This window comes from Mycobacterium sp. ENV421, from assembly GCF_002887815.1.
GTDB lineage: Bacteria > Actinomycetota > Actinomycetes > Mycobacteriales > Mycobacteriaceae > Mycobacterium.
Genome location: NZ_PDHO01000008.1, coordinates 77,025 through 96,420 on the forward strand (window position 1 = coordinate 77,025; position 19,396 = coordinate 96,420).

Sequence of the window (19,396 nt, forward strand, 5' to 3'; positions counted from 1 at the left end):
GCAGTACGGCCGCACAGCCACTGAATGGAACGTCGCGCCGGTGCCGCACCGTGTTACCGCCCGCGTTGCGTAGTCCGATCCCGCCGAGCGGAAAAAGCAGTAGTGCGCTACTGCATTCGCCCGGCCTTGCGCGACCGACGATTCCCTTGCACAGCAAGCCTGGGGGGGCAGTTGTATGGCATCGCACGGATACGCGCAGTATGTCGGCCGGGTGGGCACTTTGGCCGTGGCCATGGGGATCGGCGTGGGATTGGGGTACGGCTCGCCCGTCGCGTGGGCCGACGACTCCACGTCGAGTTCACCGTCGCGAACTGACAGCGGAACAGGCCATGGCGCGGGAAGTGCACGCTCCCACGCCACCGGGCCGGCCCGCAGCGGGCCGAGGCACGCCGTCACGTCCACCGGTGTGGTGCCGCCGCGCGTGCGCGCCAGCCAAACAGTCTCGACAGCTACAACTCCGCGGCGCACAACGACCAGTTCGACGCCGGAGGCTGCGCAGACCCGGGAACCCGGCACCGCCTCGTCGGTGTTCGGGCCCGGTCTCGATGACACCGGGCACAGCGGAAAACCGACATCGACACCACCACCGTCACCGTCACCGGGCAACCCCTTGACCAATCTGCTTAAGCCGGTGAAGATTTGCGCCTGCAAGCTCGTCATGAGGGTGCTCGAGACCATCGGCAAGATCGTCGGTGGTGAGCAGAGTGGCGGCGGTCCCGCTTTGCCGCCGGTCGATAATCCGATCTTGGCGGCCGTCGCCGAGTTCGCGCGCCGCAGCATCAACCAGATTCTGGCGACACCGCCGATCGCTCATGCGGTTGCGGTCGTCAACGAACAGCTCGCACTCGCGCTCGACCGACTCACCTTCGCATCGCAGGACCTGATTCGGTGCGCCAACCCCGTTCAATCCCAGCCGCTTCCCGCCGACCTGGACCGGACCACGATCGTCGACGGGCTGGACCAGCCGACTGATTTCCAGTTTCTCCCCGACGGCCGCATCCTGATTCTGCAGCGGGACGGCTCGCTCAAGATCGCCGCCAACGCCGAAGGCGCAACTGCGGTCAAGGTCGGCGAGATCCAGCCCTCGGACGCATTCGAACTGGACCCGGACTTCGCGCACAACGGGTACTTCTACACCACCTACAACTCGACGGACTCCCACGCCCGGCTGTCACGATTCACCATGGTCAACGACACCGTCGATCTCACATCAGAGAAGGTGCTGATCGATTCGGTGCAATCCGGGTCGATGCATCAGGGCAACACCATGGCGTTCGGACCCGACGGCAAGATCTATTTCGCGATGGGCGATGACAGCCTGAACACCAACGGCCAGGACCTGTCGACCATCTTCGGCAAGATACTTCGGATCAATCCCGATGGCACCATCCCGCAAGACAATCCGTTCTACAACACGCCCGGGGCGCGCCAGGAGATCTACGCACTGGGCATGCGCAACCCGTTCCGGATGACGTTCACCCCCACCGGCCAGCTGCTGGTTGGCGACGTGGGTGACGAATCCTGGGAAGAGCTGAACAACGTCGTCGCCGGCGGCAACTACGGCTGGCCGGTCCAGGAAGGGCCTTGTGCGAGTTGCGCCTACGACAATCCGGTCTACTCCTACCCGCACACTCCCCCGCCGGGGCGGGCGGGCTCGATCACCTCGGTGATCGTGTACACCGGCACCGCGTTACCGGCCGAGTACCAGAACAAGGTCTTCGTCGCCGATTACACGCTGCACTGGCTCAAGGCGCTGACTTTCGATTCCACCTACACCAATGTGATCGGCGAACAACTCCTGGACACCGACGCGGGCACGACTGTGCAGATACGGCAGGGGCCGGACGGTAATCTGTATCAGCTCAACATCTATCCCGGCGAGCTGTACCGTATCGCGGCGTCCGGCGGAAACCGTGCTCCCACAGCCGTTCTGACGGCCACCCCGACCAACGGATATTCGCCGCTGAGCGTGCAGTTCTCCTCCGCCGGCTCCAGCGATCCGGACCCGGGAACGACACTGAGCTACAGCTGGGACTTCGGTGACGGCGGCACATCGGTGGCCGCGAACCCGGTCCGCACGTACAACACCGACGGCAGTTACACCGTCACGCTCACAGTCAGTGACGGGCAGCGGACCAACACCGCGAGCCAGAACGTCGTCGTCGGCAGCACGCCGCCGGATGTGCAGATCCTGACCCCGATCAACGACTCTCATTACAACGCCGGCGATGTCATCAGCTTCAGCGCCACGGCCACCGATGCCGAGGATGGCGCTCTGCCAGACAGCGCCTACAACTGGCGGGTGATCTTCCACCACGCCGACCACATCCACCCCTACGTGGACAGCGTCGTCGGCCCCAGCGGCACCGTCTCACTCGCCACCAACGAGCACAACGTGCCCACCACGTGGTACGAGATCAGCCTCACCGTCACCGACAGCAGTGGACTGTCGACGACCAAGACGGTGGACATCAAGCCCAACCTCGTGACGTTGACGTTCAACAGCAACGACCCGAACGCGGTGTACACCGTCGACGGCATTCCGCACACGGGTACGTTCAGCCAGCAGGCGGTCGTCGGTGTGGTCCGGCACCTGGACGCGGGCTCGCCGCAAACCGTCGCCGACGGGCAACTGGTCTTCAACCGGTGGTCGGATGGCCTCACTCAGGAGCACCAGATCTCGACGCCAGGAAGCGATTCCACCTACACGGTGTACTTCGACAAGACGCCCAGCACCGCTTAGCTGACGCCCGCGAGCGCGAATGGCAGTACCTCCGATACGCCCGCCCGGCGCAGGCAGCGCGCCGCGGTGGTCAGCGTCCAGCCGGTGTCGGTGACGTCGTCGACAAGAAGCACCGTACGCGGAACCTGCTGCAGCGCAGTGAAGTCAGGCTCCTGCCAGGCGTCATGCAGTGCCGCGACCCGATAGGCCGAGTTCACTGCCGTGACCGGCCGTCGGGTCGGACGGTAGTGAAGGGTCCCCAGATTCGTCAGGCGGCCCGCCTGGCCGAGACGGTCGACGACGGAGCGGATCAGGATCGGATGCGTCGACGAGTCGAGCCCCATGACGGCCTCCGGTCGCGTCTCCCACGGCCAGTCGGCCAACACCGCGATCGCGGCGCGGACGAACTCGTCGGGGACAGGGCCATCCGGCGCATCCAGCAACCGGCGCAACCGGGTGCCCCAGCCCAGATCCGTGAGCCGTCCGATCGCGCGACCCTCAAGCGGCCCGTCGTCGATACGCCCACTCACGTCGACCCCGAGCTTGGCCATGCCGGTCGGCCATATCCGCCGTGGCGCCACCTCGACACCGCACTGCTGCAGCCGGTCGTTGGTAGCGTCGAGCGCACGCTCGTCGACCTCGGCGGTGAAGCGGGACCCGGAACAGTTGTCGCATCGGCCGCAGCGATCCTGCGCTGACAGCTCCGGATCGTCCAATTGCGCACGGAGAAAGGCCATCCGGCAGCCCGTCGAGTTCTGATAGTCGAGCATGGCCTGCTGTTCACGACGCCGGGCCGCGTCCAGCGTGCGATAGCGCTCTTCGTCATAGGTCCACTGCTGACCGGTGCCGATCCAGCCGCCCTTCACCCGCTGCACCGCGCCATCGACATCGAGCACCTTGAGCACCATCTCCAGCCGGTTGCGGCCAAGGTCGACCAGCGGTTCCAGCGCTGGCGTCGACATTGGACGGTCCGGCTCCAGCACGCTGATCACCTTGCGCACCAACGCTTCCGGCGGGAAGGCGACCGAGGCGAAGTAGCTCCATATCTCGGCGTCCTCGTGTCCCGGAAGCAGGATCACTTCGGCGCGGGCGGTGGCGCGGCCGGCGCGGCCCACCTGCTGGTAGTACGCGATCGGCGACTGTGGCGCCCCGAGGTGGATGACGAAACCCAGATCTGGTTTGTCGAATCCCATCCCGAGCGCGGAGGTGGCCACCAGAGCCTTGACCCGGTTGGCGAGGAGGTCGACCTCCATCTGCTCCCGCTCGGCAGGGTCGGAGGCCCCGGTGTAGGCGGCAACCTGATGGCCCTGCTCTCGCAAGACCGCCGCCAGATCGCGGGCGGCGGCGACGGTCAGGGTGTAGATGATGCCGGACCCCTCCAGCGAATTGAGCTGCGCCGCAATCCAGGCCGCGCGCCCGGCGGCGGTGGGTACCTTCACCACCGACAGATGAAGCGACTCGCGGTCCAGGCCGCCGCGCAGGACCAGCGTGTCGCCACCACCGACGCCGAGTTGAGCCGCCACGTCGCCGACCACGCGGTCATTTGCCGTCGCCGTGGTGGCCAACACCGGTACGCCGGAACCCAATTCGGCAATCAACGTTCGGATGCGGCGGTAGTCCGGCCGGAAGTCATGTCCCCAGTCGGAGACACAGTGCGCCTCGTCCACCACCACCAGGCCGGCGTCGGCGGCCAACGATGGCAGCACCTGGACGCGGAATTCCGGATTGTTCAAGCGCTCCGGACTGACCAGCAGCACGTCGAGATCACCGTCGGCGACCCGGCGGTGGATGTCATCCCACTCGGTGACGTTGCCGGAGTTGATGGTCGCCGCACGCACCCCGGCGCGCTGCGCGGCGCTCACCTGGTTGCGCATGAGCGCCAGCAACGGTGACACGATCACCGTCGGCCCGCGGCCCTGCTCACGCAGCAGCTTGGCGGCGACAAAGTAGACCGCCGACTTGCCCCAGCCGGTGCGCTGCACGACCAGAGCCCGCCGCCGGTGCACCACCAGCGCCTCGATGGCCGTCCACTGGTCGTCGCGCAGCACCGCCTGCGCGCCGGCCAGTTGCTCGAGGATCTTCTGTGCGTCAGCTCGGGTCGCGGTCACGGTCCCATCGTGCCCGGAGGGGACGACAAGCTACTTGGTGGCGGCTTCCTGCTCGCGCTTGATCTCCAGCGCGATGTCGATGAGCTGATCCTCCTGGCCACCGATGAGCTTGCGCTGCCCGGCCCGGTGCAGCAGCTGGTGCGCGGGCACGCCGTAGCGTTCGGACTGGCGGATGGCGTGCTTGAGGAAGCTCGAGTACACCCCGGAGTAGCCCATGATCAGCGCGTTGCGGTCCAGTAGGCATTCGGCCGGCATCGCCGGTGCGACGACCTCCTCGGCGGCGTCGGCGATGTCGAAGAAGTCGATGCCGGTCTTGACGCCGATCTTGTCGAACACCCCGATCAGCGCCTCGACCGGAGCGTTGCCCGCGCCGGCGCCGAAGCGGCGGCACGACCCGTCGATCTGCTTGGCTCCCGCGCGGACGGCTTCGATCGAGTTGGCCACGCCCAGGCCCAGGTTCTCGTGGCCGTGGAAGCCCACCTGCGCGTCGTCGCCCAATTCGGCGACCAGCGCGCTCACCCGGTCGGCCACGCCTTCGAGTACCAGCGCACCAGCCGAGTCGACGACGTAGACGCACTGGCAGCCGGCGTCGGCCATGATCCGGGCTTGCTTGGCAAGCTTCTCCGGGCTGATCGTGTGACTCATCATCAGGAAGCCCACGGTCTCCAGCCCGAGTTCGCGGGCCAGCCCGAAGTGCTGGATCGAGACGTCGGCCTCGGTGCAGTGCGTGGCGATCCGGCAGATCGAGCCGCCGTTGTTCTGCGCCTCCTTGATGTCCTCCTTGGTGCCAACGCCGGGCAGCATCAGGAAGGCGATCTTGGATTCCTTGGCCGTCTCGGCGGCCAGCTTGATCAGCTCCTGCTCGGGTGTCTTGGAGAACCCGTAGTTGAAGCTCGAGCCGCCCAGCCCGTCACCGTGGGTCACCTCGATGACCGGGACACCGGCGGTGTCCAGCGCGGCGACGATCGCACCGACCTCTTCTTTGGTGAACTGGTGGCGCTTATGGTGGCTGCCGTCGCGCAGCGACGTGTCCGTCATCCGGACGTCCCACATGGGGTTGAAGTAGATGTCGCTCATGCTTGAGCTCCCGTTCCTGCAGAGGCGCGTTCCTTGGCGATCTCCTCGCCCACCTTGGTGGCCGCGGCGGTCATGATGTCCAGATTTCCCGCATACGGCGGCAGATAGTCACCCGCACCCTCGACCTCCACGAACGTGGTGACGAGGTGATGGCCGCCGTTGTACACCGTCGGCTCGTCGAACTGCGGCTCGTTGAGCAGACGGTAGCCCGGCACATAGGTCTGCACCTCGGCGACGACGTCCTTGATGGACTGCGTGATCGCGTCGTGGTCGGCATCCTCGGGGATCGCGCAGAAGATGGTGTCGCGCATGATCATTGGCGGATCAGCCGGATTCAGGATGATGATCGCCTTGCCTCGCTTCGCGCCGCCGATCACCTCCACGCCGGCACTGGTGGTCTTGGTGAACTCGTCGATGTTGGCCCGGGTGCCGGGGCCTGCCGACGCCGACGACACCGACGCGACGATCTCGGCGTACGGCACGTCGACGACGCGGCTCACCGCATAGACCATCGGGATCGTGGCCTGACCACCGCAGGTGACCATGTTGACGTTCGGCGCGTCCAGGTGCGCACGCAGGTTGGCCGGCGGGATCACGCCGGGGCCCACGGCGGCCGGCGTCAGATCGATCGCCCGGATACCGGCCTCTTCATATCGGGGCGCGGCGGCCCGGTGGACGTAAGCGCTGGTGGCTTCGAACACCAGGTCCGGCTTCTCCGACTGGGCCAGCAGCCAGTCCACACCCTCGTGGCTGGTCTCCAGTCCGAGCTTGCGCGCCCGGGCCAGACCTTCGCTCTCGGGGTCGATGCCGATCATCCAGCGCGGCTCGAGCCACTCCGAACGAAGGAGCTTGTACAGCAGGTCGGTGCTGATGTTGCCCGACCCGACGATGGCGACAGAACTCTTCTGGGGCATGTGAAGCCTCCTCTTATTCGAATGACAGCCGGACTGAACCCAGACCGGCGAAGTCCGCGACGAACTCGTCGCCTGGGCGGCAGTCGATGGCCCTGGTGCACGAGCCCGGCAGGACGATGTCGCCTGCCTTCAGCCGTACACCGAAGCTCTCGACCTTGCGGGCCAGCCACGCCACTGCAGTGACCGGATTGCCGAGGACGGCGTCGCTGCGGCCCTCGGCCACCACCTCGCCGTTGCGGGTGAGCACCGCGTCGATGCCCCGGATGTCAACGTCTTTGGGCGACACCCGCTCCTTGCCGAGCACATAGCCCGCCGACGACGCGTTGTCGGCGATGGTGTCGCACAGCGCGATCTTCCAGTCCTTGATCCGGGTGTCGATGAGTTCGATCGCCGGGGCGAACGCCGCGGTGGCCGCCAGCACGTCGTCCTCGGTGCACCCGGCGCCGGGCAGGTCGTCGGCGAGGATGAATCCGACCTCGACCTCGACGCGCGGAAACAGAAAGCGCCCCGCGGGAACCGGCTGGTCCTCGAACACCTCCATGTCGGCCAGCAGATGGCCGTAGTCGGGCTCGTCGACGCCCATCATCTTCTGCATGGCCTCCGATGACAGGCCGACCTTGTGACCGACCACCCGGGCGCCTTCGGCGATGCGCTGCCGAATGTTGATCAGCTGGATTTCGTAGGCGTCGACCACGTCGATGTCGGGGTGATTGGCCGTCAGCGGCGTCATCGGGACGCGGCTGCGCTCCGCCTCGGCAAGGTCGGCGGCGAGCTCTTCGCGCGTCGAAACGCTCAGCATTCCGGGGAGTCCCATCGTCGGTGTGACCGGGGCGAACGGCGCCCGGTGCGGGCAATTCTAGTGCCGTCCGCAGCGCCGTGGGGTAAGCGTTCCGCTGATCGGAAAGGAGGGGTCAGTAGCGCCCGGACGGGGCAATTCTATAACGTGTTCTAGTATGACAGCTCAGGAGTTCGACGTCGTCGTCGTCGGAAGCGGTGCTGCCGGCATGGTCGCCGCACTTACCGCCGCTCACCAGGGACTATCGACAGTCGTCGTCGAGAAGGCCGCACACTTCGGCGGCTCGACCGCCCGCTCGGGTGGCGGCGTGTGGATCCCCAACAACGAGATCCTCAAGCGTGACGGGGTCACCGACACCAAAGAAGCCGCGCGCACTTATCTGCACTCGATCATCGGCGACGTGGTGGAACCCGAGCGCATCGACACCTACCTCGAACGCGGGCCGGAAATGCTGTCGTTCGTCCTCAAGCACACGCCGTTGAAGTTGTGCTGGGTGCCCGGGTACTCCGACTACTACCCGGAGGCGCCGGGCGGCCGCCCCGGCGGACGCTCGGTCGAGCCCAAGCCCTTCGACGCCAAGAAACTCGGCCCCGACGAGAAGTTCCTGGAGCCGGCGTACGGCAAGGTTCCGCTCAATGTCGTTGTGATGCAGCAGGATTACATGCGTCTCAATCAGCTCAAGCGCCACCCCCGCGGCGTGTTGAGGAGCTTGAAGGTCGGCGCCCGCACCGTGTGGGCCAACGCACGCGGCAAAAACCTGGTGGGAATGGGCCGGGCGCTGATCGCCCCGATGCGGATCGGCCTGCGCGAGGCCGGTGTTCCCGTGCTGCTCAACACCGCGCTGACCGATCTGTACGTCGAGGACGGCGTGGTCCGCGGCATCTATGTCCGGGACACCACCGGACCGGAAGCGGCTGACCCGCAACTGATCCGCGCACGCCGGGGCGTCATCCTCGGCAGCGGCGGGTTCGAGCACAACGAGCAGATGCGGGTCAAATATCAGCGCGCGCCGATCACCACCGAGTGGACGGTGGGGGCCGCAGCCAACACCGGCGACGGCATCGTTGCCGCTGAAAAGCTCGGTGCGGCGCTGGAATTGATGGAGGACGCGTGGTGGGGTCCGACCGTCCCGCTGGTCGGCGCGCCATGGTTCGCGCTGTCCGAGCGCAACTCCCCCGGCTCGATCATCGTCAACCTGTCCGGCAAGCGCTTCATGAACGAGTCGATGCCCTACGTCGAGGCCTGCCACCACATGTACGGCGGCCAGTACGGTCAGGGCGCCGGTCCCGGTGAGAACGTGCCGGCGTGGCTGGTGTTCGACCAGCAGTACCGTGACCGCTACATCTTTGCCGGACTGCAACCGGGACAACGTATTCCGAAGAAGTGGATGGAATCCGGCGTCATCGTCAAGGCCGACACCCTCGAGGAGCTGGCCAAGGTCACCGGACTGCCCGCGGACGCGTTCCTGGCGACCGTCGAGCGGTTCAACGGGTTCGCCCGCTCCGGCAAGGACGAGGACTTCCGCCGCGGTGAAAGCGCCTACGACCGCTACTACGGCGATCCGACCAACAAGCCCAACCCCAACCTCGGCGAGATCAAGAACGGCCCGTTCTACGCCGCCAAGATGGTGCCCGGCGATCTGGGCACCAAGGGCGGTGTGCGCACCGATGTGAACGGACGGGCTCTGCGTGACGACGGTTCGGTGATCGAAGGCCTGTACGCGGCCGGTAATGTCAGCTCGCCGGTGATGGGGCACACCTATCCCGGCCCGGGCGGCACCATCGGCCCCGCGATGGCGTTCGGGTACCTGGCGGCGTTGCATATTGCAGGGAAGGGCTAACATGCCGATCGATCTGTCCGTCGCGCTCGGCGCCGAACTTGAGCCCGTCGAGTTCTCGTGGACGAGCAGCGATGTGCAGCTCTATCAGCTCGGCCTCGGCGCGGGCGCCGATCCGATGGATCCCAAGGAGTTGCGCTACCTGGTGGACCGTACCCCCCAGGTGCTGCCCACCTTCGGCAATGTGGCCGCCAGCTTCCACATGACCGAGCCGCCCGAAGTCAAGTTCCCCGGCATCGAGATCGAGCTGAGCAAGGTGCTGCACGCCAGCGAGGCGGTGACGGTGCCTGCGCCGCTGCCGCCTAGCGGCACCGCGCGTTCGGTGCAGCGGTTCACCGAAATCTGGGACAAGGGCAAGGCCGCCGTCATCGTCAGCGAGACCACGGTCACCGACCCGGACGGCACACTGCTGTGGACCACCAAACGGTCGATCTTCGCCCGCGGCGAGGGTGGTTTCGGCGGCGAGCGCGGCCCGTCGACGTCGGTGGCCGCCCCCGATCGAACGCCGGACTACGAGATCTCGGTTCCGGTGCTGCCGCAGCAGGCGCTGCTCTACCGGCTCTGTGGGGACCGAAACCCGCTGCACTCCGATCCCGAATTCGCCGCGGCGGCAGGCTTTCCCAAGCCGATCCTGCACGGACTCTGCACGTACGGGATGACCTGCAAGGCGCTGGTCGACACACTGCTCGATTCCGACGCTTCAGCTCTGAAGACCTACGGCGCGCGTTTCGCCGGGGTCTGCTATCCCGGTGAGACCATCAAGGTCAGCGCATGGAAGGAAGACGGCCGCTACGTCGGCGTCGTCACCGCTCCGGGCCGCGACGACGCCGTGATCCTCTCCGACGTGGAGTTCATCCCGGTCTAAGTGTCAGCCCCGCCGACGCGGGGTGGGTACCGTCGCCGCCGCGTGCGGTCAACCGGCCAGATTACGAAGCCTGTGATTTGGACGTGATGTTTACGGATAGGTCAGCCTTTCAGCAGGCTCCAAGGTAGGACTTACGCAAAGCAAACTTTGGTGCTTCTACGAAAGGACGTCCCTATGAAGATTGCCCCTACCAAGACCGTCGGCCTCGTCGGTGCGGCGCTGCTGGTCGGCGTTGCCGCAGTCGGCTGCGGCAGCGACGACAAGGGGTCCGAATCGTCGTCGTCATCGGCGGCGTCGAGTTCCTCCGCCACCTCCTCGGCCGCCGCTTCGGAGACCACCAGCGCTGCGGACGCTGCCCCCGCGGACGACTACAGCAAACTGTTGCTGAAGGCGTCTGACATCGATCCGAGCTTCACCGCCGGCCCGCCGGAGACGCCTCCGCCCGGTATCACCGGAATCGGCCAGACCATGACCAACGCCGCGCAGAACCAGACCATCGCCTTCCAGATCATGATCGAAACGGATCCCGCTGCGGCGGCAACGAGGCTAGATGATGCAAAGGCAACGGTCTCCAAGGACGTCGACGGAGCGCCGCAGCCCGCTGACGTCGGCGACGGCGGCTTCATCGCCACCGGCAAATCGCCCGACGGCTCCAAAGCCATCACCGAGGTGTACTTCACCCAAGGTAAGGCAGTCACGAGCATCGAGTTCAGCAGCGCGCCCAACGATCCGGTGCAGTCGGAGACCGCGTTGGCCATCGCCAAGATGCAGGACACTCAGATCAAGAACAACCTGAGCTAGCTGCTCTTTCGCTTTCCCGCCGAGCGTAACGCCGCGGCGCAGAATCGATCGGTTCTCCGCCGTGGCGTTACTGTCGGCGCGCCAATGCCGCTGCCACTCTGCGCATCACGGTGCCGGCGGTGTCCTCTGACGTGAAACGCACAACGAGCCAGCCGAGTTCGGCGAGGTCTTCGAAGCGACGAATGTCCCTCTCGCGCTGGCGACGATCAACGCGGTGGTGTGCGCCTTCGTATTCGAATGCGACCTTGAGTTCTTCGTAACCCATATCGAGCTCGGCGATCAAGACGCCGTATTCGTTGCGCACCGGAATCTGGGTTTGCGGTCTCGGGAACCCGGCCCGAATGATTACCAGCCGCAGCCACGTCTCCTTCGGTGATTCCGCCCCGGAGTCGACAAGATCGAGCGCGGCACGGGCTCGCACGATCCCTCGCCGGCCCTGATGACGTTCGGCCACGAGCTCGACATCGGGAAGCTTCAGGCGCGTTGCACGCGCCAACGCATCCACGGCCGTGATCGCTACGTCGGTCGGATACCAGCACAAGAGGTCGAGAGCCGTGCGGGCCGGAGTGGTGACAGATATTCCGGCTATGTGGCACATCTCGTCGGCTTCAATACCGCAGGAGCGGGCGATGACACCCGGCGTGGGCCGACGATTGGTATCGCTGATCTCTGCCGCGCGCCTGTTATCGATCCACCTGCTGCCATGCAGAGCGGATGCCGAGAACCCGACGAGCACGCCCCGTCTTCGTGACCGCAACCAGCACGCCTTGGCCCGTCGTACTGGACCGAGCTCGGCCCCGGCCGAGATGTAGACATCCCGATGGATCGCGCGGAACTTGGTTCGCAGTTCGTGGCGCGTCACGCGACAAGCCGCGAGCGCTTCACTCCCGACGAACGGCTCGTCCTCCATGCCCGGAGTCTGCCGCCGTACACCGACAAGTCGACGACAGTAACGCCACGGCGGCGCAGTCTCCGAATTCTCGCCGCGGCGTTACGCTCGGCGAAAAGCCCTAGCCCAGGATGATGCCCGACGTCGGGACGCCGGTGCCGGCGGTGACGAGCACGTGCTCGACGTTGTCCACCTGGTTGACCGACGTGCCGCGCAGCTGGCGCACGCCTTCGGCGATGCCGTTCATCCCGTGGATGTAGGCCTCGCCGAGCTGACCGCCGTGAGTGTTGATCGGTAGCCGTCCGCCGATCTCCAGCGCCCCGTCCTTGACGAAGTCCTTGGCATCACCGGGCTCGCAGAAACCCAACTCCTCCAACTGAATCAGCGTGAAAGGGGTGAAGTGGTCGTACAGGATCGCGGTCTGGATGTCGGCCGGTGTCAGACCCGACTGCGCCCACATCTGCTTGCCCACCAAACCCATTTCGGGCAGCCCGAGTTCGGGCCGGTAGTAGCTCGTCATCGAGTACTGGTTCGGGCTCGACCCCTGCGCCGCTGCCTCTATGATCGCGGGCCGGTGCTTGAGATCCTTGGCGCGCTCAGCCGAGACGATCACCAGGGCCACACCGCCGTCGGTCTCCTGGCAGCAGTCCAGCAGTCGCAACGGCTCGGCGATCCACCGCGAATTCTGATGATCCTCGATGGTGATCGGCTTCTCGTAGAAGTACGCCTTCGGGTTGTTGGCCGCGTGCCTACGGTCCGCAACCGACACCGCGCCGAAATCACGGCTGGTCGCACCGGAGTAGTGCATGTAGCGCTGGGCGATCATCGCGACTTGCGCAGCCGGCGTCGACAGCCCGTGCGGGTACGAGAACGAGTTGTCCACGCCGGTGGAGTCCGCGTTCTCGACCAGCCGCATCTGCACCTGGCCGAACCGCGTGCCGGAGCGCTCGTTGAAAGCCCGGTATGCCACAACACAATCCGCGACACCGGTGGCCACCGCGATCGCCGCCTGCTGGACGGTCGCACAGGCCGCACCGCCGCCGTGGTGGATCTTGGAGAAGAACTTCAGATCGCCGATACCGGTGGCCCGCGCGATGGCGACTTCGGTGTTCGAGTCCATCGTGAACGTGGTCATGCCGTCGACGTCGGCCGGCGTCAAGCCCGCGTCGTCGAGGGCGTCGAGCACCGCCTCGGAGGCCAGCCGCAGTTCACTGCGACCGGAGTTCTTCGAGAAATCGGTGGCGCCAATGCCGACGATCGCGGCCTTGCCGCTCAGCTCGCCCGGCATTACGCGGCGCCGATCGTCAGCGTGGCGGTGGCGATCACGTGATCACCAAGACTGTTGCTGCCCACGATCTTCAGCGAGATCACATCGCCCTCCACTGCAGTGACCTCACCGGTGAACGTCACCGTGTCGTAGGCATACCAGGGCACGCCCAGGCGCAGACCAATCGACTTGATGACGGCGGTCGGGCCGGCCCAGTCGGTGATGAACCGCTGCACCAGACCGGTGTCGGTGAGGATGTTGACGAAGATGTCCTTGGAGCCCTTGGCCTGCGCCTTGTCCCGGTCATGGTGGACATCCTGGTAGTCCCGGGTGGCGATCGCCGTCGACACGATGAACGTCGGATCGCCGTAGAACTTCAGCTCCGGCAGCTTGGTGCCGACTTCAATTGCAGGCGCGCTCATTTGGCCGGCTCCCATGCGTAGTTGGTCCACGCAGGCCCGACGTCGTTGGCCGGGAAGTCGATATACATTGCGCGGACGGGCATTCCGATCTTCACGGTCGACGGATCGACGTTGCGCAGCTCACCGAGCATCCGCACACCCTCTTCGAGTTCGACGAGCGCGATCACGAACGGCAGGGTGCGGCCCGGCACCTTCGGCGCATGGTGCACCACGAAGCTGAAGACGGTGCCGTTGCCGCTGGCGACGACGTAGTCGGTCTCCTGCTCCTTGTCGAGCCACAACGCTGGCACCGGCGGATGGACCAGCGTGCCGTCGCCGCGCTTCTGGATGCGCAGTTCATGCGCGTTGACGCCGTCCCAGAAGAACTTAGTGTCCTTCGACGACGCCGGGCGCATGGCAGAATCGGCGTCGAGGTCATCGGGCACCGACGAAGCGGAAGCCTTGGCCCCATCCTTATCGGCGGGGATGAACTTCATGATGCGCCACATCATCTCGGCGACATCCTCATCACCGACCGACCACGTGATGGTCTGGGTGATGAAGAACGCCTCGCCCAATGCCGTCTGCTTCGGTCCGACGACATCGGTCAGCTCAGCAGCGACACTGACTTCTTCGCCTGGGCGCAGATAGCGGTGGTAGGTCTGCTCGCAGTTGGTCGCGACGACGCCGATATAGCCTGCCTCGTCGAACAATTCGATGATCTTGCCCAACGGGTCGTCATCGGGGCGGACACCGCCCAGACCCATCATCGTCCACACCTGGATCATCGCCGGTGGGGCGACCAAACCGGGATGGCCGGCCGCCTTGGCGGCAGCGTCGTCGACGTAGATGGGGTTCTTGTCCCCGATCGCGTCGAGCCAGTGGTCGACCATCGGCTGGTTGACCGGGTGCCTGCCGACCCGCGGCTTGCTCTTGCCTTCAGCCTTGACCCGCTCGGCCGCGGCCTTGATGTCGTCGACGGCGCTCACCGAGGAACCCTCGGCACCTTCAGACCGGCAGCCGCGATCATCTCTCGCATGACCTCGTTCACTCCGCCACCGAAGGTGATCACTAGGTTGCGCTTGGTCTGGCTGTCCAGCCAGTCCATCAGCTCCGCGGTCTCCGCATCGGCCGGATTGCCATGTGCAGCAACGATTTCCTCGGCGAGTCGGCCGGCATACTGGATGCGCTCGGTGCCGAACACCTTGGTGGCGGCCGCGTCCGCGATGTCGATCTCCTCGCCCGACGCCGCGACCTGCCAGTTGAGCAGCTCGTTGATCCGCCACATCGCCTTGAGCTCGCCCAGTGAGCGCTTGACGTCGGCGTGATCGAGCGGGGTGTCGCCGTTGCTGCCCGGCTTCGACGCCCAGGAATGCACCTTGTCGTAGAGCGCGGCGAACCGTCCGGCCGGTCCCAGCATGACCCGCTCGTTGTTGAGCTGGGTGGTGATCAGCCGCCATCCGCCGTTCTCTTCACCGACCAGCATGTCGGCGGGCACTCGCACGTCGTTGTAGTACGTGGCGTTGGTGTGGTGGGCGCCGTCGGACAGGATGACCGGCGTCCAGGAATAACCCGGATCCTTGGTGTCGACGATGAGGATCGAAATGCCCTTGTGCTTCACGGCTTCCGGATCGGTGCGGCAGGCCAGCCAGACGTAGTCGGCATCGTGCCCACCGGTGGTCCACATCTTCTGGCCGTTGACGATGTACTCGTCACCCTGCTTGACCGCCGAGGTGCGCAGCGAGGCCAGATCGGTACCGGCCTCCGGTTCGCTGTAGCCGATCGCGAAGTGCACCTCACCGGCCAGGATCGCCGGCAGGAACTTCTTCTTCTGCGCTTCGGTTCCGTACTGCTGCAGCGTCGGTCCGACGGTCTGCAGTGTGACCGCGGGCAGCGGCACGTCGGCGCGCTGCGCCTCGTTGACGAAGATCGACTGCTCGATGGGCCCATAGCCCAGGCCGCCGTACTCCTTGGGCCAGCCGGCGCCCAGCTTGCCGTCGGAACCCATCCGCTTGATGATCGCGCGGTAGGCCTCGTTGTGCCGGTCGGACTCCATCGCCTGGGCTTCCTCAGGCGAGATGAGATTCGAAAAGTATTCCCGCAGTTCAGCTTGCAGCTGCTTCTGCTCGGGAGTCAGCTCGATGAACATTTACGCTCCCACCAGTTCCAGACGGTGTGCCTTGCCACCCAACAGTCGGGTGAGATCCTTGATCGACGAGTAATAGCGGTGCATCGGGTAGGTGATGTCCATCCCCATGCCGCCGTGCAGATGGTGGCACAGTTGCATGACCGGCGGCGCCTGCGACGTCACCCAGTAGCCGAGGATGTCGATGTCTTCGGTCGCATCGCGTCCCTCGGACAGCGCCCAGGACACCGCCGTCGACGCCAACGTGATGGTTCGCGAGGCGATGTAGATCTCGGCGAGCTGCGCGGCGACGGTTTGGAAGGTCGACAGCGGCTTGCCGAACTGGTGCCGGTTGGCGACGTAGTCGGCGGTGAGCCGCAGCGCGCCCGCCACCAAACCGGACGCGTAGGCGCCGACGGCGGCCACCACCAGTTGGTTGATGCGCCGCACGGAGTCGCTGCCGCCCAACACATCTGCGCTGTCGACGGGGGTGTCGGCGAAGGTGACGACGTATTCGTCGGCGTGCGTCGCCGACGGTGTCTTCGCCAAGCTCACACCGGCCGCCGTCGGCGACACGACCACCACACCGCTATCGGTGCTCACGACCATCCAATCCGCTTGTTCCGCAAAGGGAACGCCGATCTTTGTGCCGTTCAGCTTGCCGTCCGTCAGCCGCGTCTCGGGTCGCTCGGGCAGGGCACGCCCCGGCTCGTTGAGCGCCGCCGTCAGCACCGCCCCTTTGGCGACACCGGCGAGGTACCGATCCTGCTGAGAGTCCGACGCCAGGTCCAGCAGCGGAAGCAGACCCAGACCGAGGGTCGCGAACGCAGGACTGATGTTGCCGAACCTGCCGATCTGGGTGAGCGCCGCGGTGATCTCGGCCAGGCCGAGGCCGTCACCGCCGAGCCGCTCCGGGACACCGAACGCCACGACGCCACCAGAAACCAGCGCGTCCCAGCTGTTGTCCCGCTCGAGTGCGGACGTCACCACGTCGGTGACTGCCTGCTGCCCTTCGTCCGGACTGAAGTCCACGAAGAATCCTCCTTGATTCTCAGGCGATACGCGTTTTAGGCCGATGCCCCGGTGTAGTCGACCTGCCAGTGCTTGATGGCGTTGAGCCACCCCGAACGTAGCCGCTCCGGGGTGCCGGCCGAGGTGAGATCGGGCATGTGGTCAGCAACGGCGTTGAAGATCAGGTTGATCGTCATCCTGGCCAGGTTGGCGCCCACGCAGTAGTGCACCCCGGTGCCACCGAAGCCCACATGCGGGTTCGGGTTGCGCAGGATGTTGAAGCTGTACGGGTCCTCGAAGACCTCTTCGTCGAAGTTGGCCGAGCGGTAGAACATCACGACGCGCTGGTCTTTCTTGATCTGCACACCGGACAGCTCGACGTCCTCGGCGGCGGTGCGCTGGAACGCGGTGACCGGCGTGGCCCAGCGGACGATCTCGTCGGCCGCGGTCTCCGGGCGCTCCTTCTTGTAGAGCTCCCACTGGTCGGGGTTGTTCGCGAACGCGATCATGCCGTGGGTGATCGAGTTGCGGGTGGTCTCGTTGCCGGCCACGGCCAGCATCATCACGAAGAAGCCGAACTCGTCGTCGGAGAGTTTCTCGCCATCGATGTCGGCGTTGATCAGCGCGGTGACGATGTCGTTGCCGGGGTTCTTACCCTTCACCTCGGCCATGTGCATGGCATAGGCCAGCACCTCCATCGACGACTGCTTGGGGTCGACGTCGAACTCCTCGTCACCGTTGCCGGTCATCTCGTTCGACCAGCGGAACAGCTTGGCGCGATCCTCCTGGGGCACCCCCAGCAAATCGGCGATCGCCTGCAGCGGCAGCTCACAAGCCACCTGCTCGACGAAGTCACCGTTGCCGTGCGCGGCAGCCTCTTTGGCGATGATCTGGGCCCGCCGGTCGAGCTCGTCACGCAGTGCGCCGATGGCGCGCGGGGTGAACCCCTTGGAGATGATCCGGCGCAACCGGTCGTGGTACTCGCCGTCCATGTTGAGCATGACGACCTTCTGCAGGTCGATGTCCTCGCGGGCCATCTCGTCCGGGAACTGTGGGATGGCCGTGTTCGGCGAGCTGAGGAAAACGTCGTTGCGGCGGGAGACCTCTTTGACGTCCTTGTGCTTGGTGACGACCCAATAACCGCCGTCGTTGAAGCCGCCCTTGCCGATAGCCTGTTCGCACCACCAGATCGGCGCGACCCGGCGCAGCTCGGCGAGCTCCTCCACCGGCAGCCGCTGCACATGCAGGTCCGGATCCAGGAAGTCGAAGCCGACCGGGATGTTGGGGGTTGGCATGATCATGCGCTCCTCAATATGACGTGTTCTAGTGCCAGTAAAACATGCCTTCACCGCAGACAAAAGGCACCATGGCATCCTCGCTTGTCAGACTAATGAAACGTGTTCTAGCCTGACCTCATGGGTAATCCTGTCATCGTCGAAGCCACCCGCAGTCCCATCGGAAAGCGGGGCGGCTGGCTGTCCGGTCTGCATGCGACCGAATTATTGGGGGCCGTCCAGAAGGCCGTGGTCGAAAAGGCCGGCATCGATGCCGATGAGGTCGAGCAGGTCATCGGCGGCTGCGTCACCCAGTACGGCGAGCAGTCGAACAACATCACCCGCGTTGCGTGGCTGACCGCGGGCCTGCCCGAGCAGATCGGTGCCACCACCGTCGACTGCCAGTGCGGCAGCGCCCAGCAGGCCAACCACCTGATCGCCGGGCTGATCGCGACCGGCGCGATCGACGTCGGCATCGCCTGCGGTATCGAAGCCATGAGCCGCGTGGGCCTCGGCGCCAACGCCGGCCCCGACCGCTCGCTGATCCGCGCCGCGTCGTGGGACATCGACATGCCCGATCAGTTCACCGCCGCCGAGCGGATCGCCAAGCGCCGCGGTATCACTCGCGAGGATCTCGACCATCTCGGCTTTCTGTCTCAGCAACGAGCCAAGCGGGCCTGGGACGAGCACCGCTTCGACCGTGAGATCTCCCCGATCGAAGCTCCGGTCCTCGACGAGAACAAGCGACCCACCGACGAGCGCCACATGGTCAGCCGTGACCAGGGCCTGCGCGACACCACCATGGAGGGCCTGGCCGGGCTCAAGCCGGTGATGGAGGGCGCGATGCACACCGCGGGCACCTCGTCGCAGATCTCCGACGGTGCGGCCGCGGTGTTGTGGATGGACGAAGACAAGGCACGTGCGCTGGGGCTCAAGCCGCGGGCGCGCATCATCAGCCAGGCGCTCGTCGGTGCCGAGACCTACTACCACCTCGACGGCCCGGTGCAGTCCACCGCGCGGGTGCTCGAGAAGGCAGGCATGAAGCTCGGTGACATCGACCTGGTGGAGATCAACGAGGCGTTCGCCTCGGTGGTGCTCAGCTGGGCGCAGGTCCACGAAGCCGACATGGACAAGGTGAACGTCAACGGCGGCGCGATCGCACTGGGTCACCCCGTCGGCAGCACCGGAAGCCGGTTGATCACCACCGCACTGCACGAGCTGGAGCGCACCGATCAGAGCACCGCCCTGATCACGATGTGCGCCGGCGGTGCGCTGTCGACCGGCACCATCATCGAGCGGATCTAGTCGA

16 protein-coding genes are annotated in these 19,396 nt (G+C 65.8%); 5 read left to right on the forward strand and 11 right to left on the reverse strand.

All coding sequences use genetic code 11. The features are described from left to right. Positions 1-175 precede the first annotated feature (175 nt). Complete coding sequence (locus tag CRM90_RS12465; RefSeq protein WP_102807272.1) at positions 176-2,743, forward strand: PQQ-dependent sugar dehydrogenase; 2,568 nt, start codon at positions 176-178, stop codon at positions 2,741-2,743. On the opposite strand, the gene CRM90_RS12470 is transcribed toward CRM90_RS12465, so the two are convergent. From CRM90_RS12470 to CRM90_RS12485, 4 genes are read right to left on the reverse strand one after another with little or no spacing between them, the layout of a single operon-like run. Beyond that, positions 2,740-4,830, reverse strand: coding sequence for a RecQ family ATP-dependent DNA helicase (locus CRM90_RS12470; RefSeq protein ID WP_102807273.1), 2,091 nt, complete (start codon positions 4,828-4,830; stop codon positions 2,740-2,742). The genes CRM90_RS12465 and CRM90_RS12470 overlap by 4 nt on opposite strands. Before the next feature lie 30 nt (positions 4,831-4,860). Further along, the gene (gene dmpG, locus CRM90_RS12475; protein WP_102807274.1) at positions 4,861-5,907 is read right to left on the reverse strand and encodes a 4-hydroxy-2-oxovalerate aldolase; all 1,047 of its coding nucleotides are present in this window, start codon (positions 5,905-5,907) and stop codon (positions 4,861-4,863) included. After that, positions 5,904-6,821 carry an acetaldehyde dehydrogenase (acetylating) gene (locus CRM90_RS12480; protein ID WP_083118732.1) on the reverse strand — a complete coding sequence of 306 codons (918 nt, stop codon included), beginning with the start codon at positions 6,819-6,821 and terminating at the stop codon, positions 5,904-5,906. Before CRM90_RS12480 ends, dmpG begins: the two co-directional genes overlap by 4 nt. A 13-nt stretch (positions 6,822-6,834) precedes the next feature. Next, positions 6,835-7,620 carry a 2-keto-4-pentenoate hydratase gene (locus tag CRM90_RS12485; RefSeq protein WP_083118733.1) on the reverse strand — a complete coding sequence of 262 codons (786 nt, stop codon included), beginning with the start codon at positions 7,618-7,620 and terminating at the stop codon, positions 6,835-6,837. A 154-nt stretch (positions 7,621-7,774) separates the two neighbouring features. Here CRM90_RS12485 and kstD point away from each other — a divergent pair, with 154 nt between their 5' ends. The 3 genes from kstD to CRM90_RS12500 all read left to right on the forward strand — a co-directional run bounded on the left by kstD (position 7,775) and on the right by CRM90_RS12500 (position 11,120). Further along, complete coding sequence (gene kstD, locus CRM90_RS12490; RefSeq protein WP_102807275.1) at positions 7,775-9,457, forward strand: 3-oxosteroid 1-dehydrogenase; 1,683 nt, start codon at positions 7,775-7,777, stop codon at positions 9,455-9,457. A gap of 1 nt (position 9,458) precedes the next feature. Then, positions 9,459-10,319 (forward strand): enoyl-CoA hydratase ChsH3, encoded by an 861-nt coding sequence (chsH3, locus tag CRM90_RS12495; RefSeq protein WP_102807276.1) that lies wholly within the window; start codon positions 9,459-9,461, stop codon positions 10,317-10,319. 174 nt (positions 10,320-10,493) lie between these two features. Then, positions 10,494-11,120, forward strand: a complete 627-nt coding sequence (locus CRM90_RS12500; protein WP_158249013.1) for a hypothetical protein — start codon at positions 10,494-10,496, stop codon at positions 11,118-11,120. A 67-nt stretch (positions 11,121-11,187) separates the two neighbouring features. On the opposite strand, the gene CRM90_RS12505 is transcribed toward CRM90_RS12500, so the two are convergent. The 7 genes from CRM90_RS12505 to CRM90_RS12535 all read right to left on the reverse strand — a co-directional run bounded on the left by CRM90_RS12505 (position 11,188) and on the right by CRM90_RS12535 (position 18,108). After that, positions 11,188-12,030, reverse strand: coding sequence for a type IV toxin-antitoxin system AbiEi family antitoxin (locus tag CRM90_RS12505; RefSeq protein WP_102807278.1), 843 nt, complete (start codon positions 12,028-12,030; stop codon positions 11,188-11,190). Positions 12,031-12,130: 100 nt separating this feature from the next. Continuing rightward, the gene (gene ltp2 / locus CRM90_RS12510) at positions 12,131-13,297 is read right to left on the reverse strand and encodes a 17-hydroxy-3-oxo-4-pregnene-20-carboxyl-CoA lyase (RefSeq protein ID WP_102807279.1); all 1,167 of its coding nucleotides are present in this window, start codon (positions 13,295-13,297) and stop codon (positions 12,131-12,133) included. Next, positions 13,297-13,698, reverse strand: coding sequence for a MaoC family dehydratase (locus CRM90_RS12515; RefSeq protein ID WP_036346359.1), 402 nt, complete (start codon positions 13,696-13,698; stop codon positions 13,297-13,299). The genes ltp2 and CRM90_RS12515 overlap by 1 nt, the downstream gene beginning before the upstream one ends. Next, positions 13,695-14,666: a bifunctional MaoC family dehydratase N-terminal/OB-fold nucleic acid binding domain-containing protein gene (locus CRM90_RS12520; RefSeq protein WP_102807280.1), complete on the reverse strand. Its 972-nt coding sequence runs from the start codon at positions 14,664-14,666 to the stop codon at positions 13,695-13,697. Before CRM90_RS12520 ends, CRM90_RS12515 begins: the two co-directional genes overlap by 4 nt. Continuing rightward, positions 14,663-15,826, reverse strand: coding sequence for an acyl-CoA dehydrogenase FadE29 (gene fadE29, locus CRM90_RS12525; protein ID WP_102807281.1), 1,164 nt, complete (start codon positions 15,824-15,826; stop codon positions 14,663-14,665). The genes CRM90_RS12520 and fadE29 overlap by 4 nt, the downstream gene beginning before the upstream one ends. Then, positions 15,827-16,834 carry an acyl-CoA dehydrogenase family protein gene (locus CRM90_RS12530; protein WP_102807282.1) on the reverse strand — a complete coding sequence of 336 codons (1,008 nt, stop codon included), beginning with the start codon at positions 16,832-16,834 and terminating at the stop codon, positions 15,827-15,829. It lies immediately after the preceding gene. 35 nt (positions 16,835-16,869) lie between these two features. Next, on the reverse strand, positions 16,870-18,108 hold the full coding sequence (locus CRM90_RS12535) for a cytochrome P450 (protein ID WP_102807385.1): 1,239 nt from the start codon (positions 18,106-18,108) through the stop codon (positions 16,870-16,872). A gap of 120 nt (positions 18,109-18,228) precedes the next feature. Here CRM90_RS12535 and CRM90_RS12540 point away from each other — a divergent pair, with 120 nt between their 5' ends. Continuing rightward, positions 18,229-19,392 carry a steroid 3-ketoacyl-CoA thiolase gene (locus CRM90_RS12540; RefSeq protein WP_102807283.1) on the forward strand — a complete coding sequence of 388 codons (1,164 nt, stop codon included), beginning with the start codon at positions 18,229-18,231 and terminating at the stop codon, positions 19,390-19,392. The last annotated feature ends 4 nt before the right edge of the window (positions 19,393-19,396 follow it).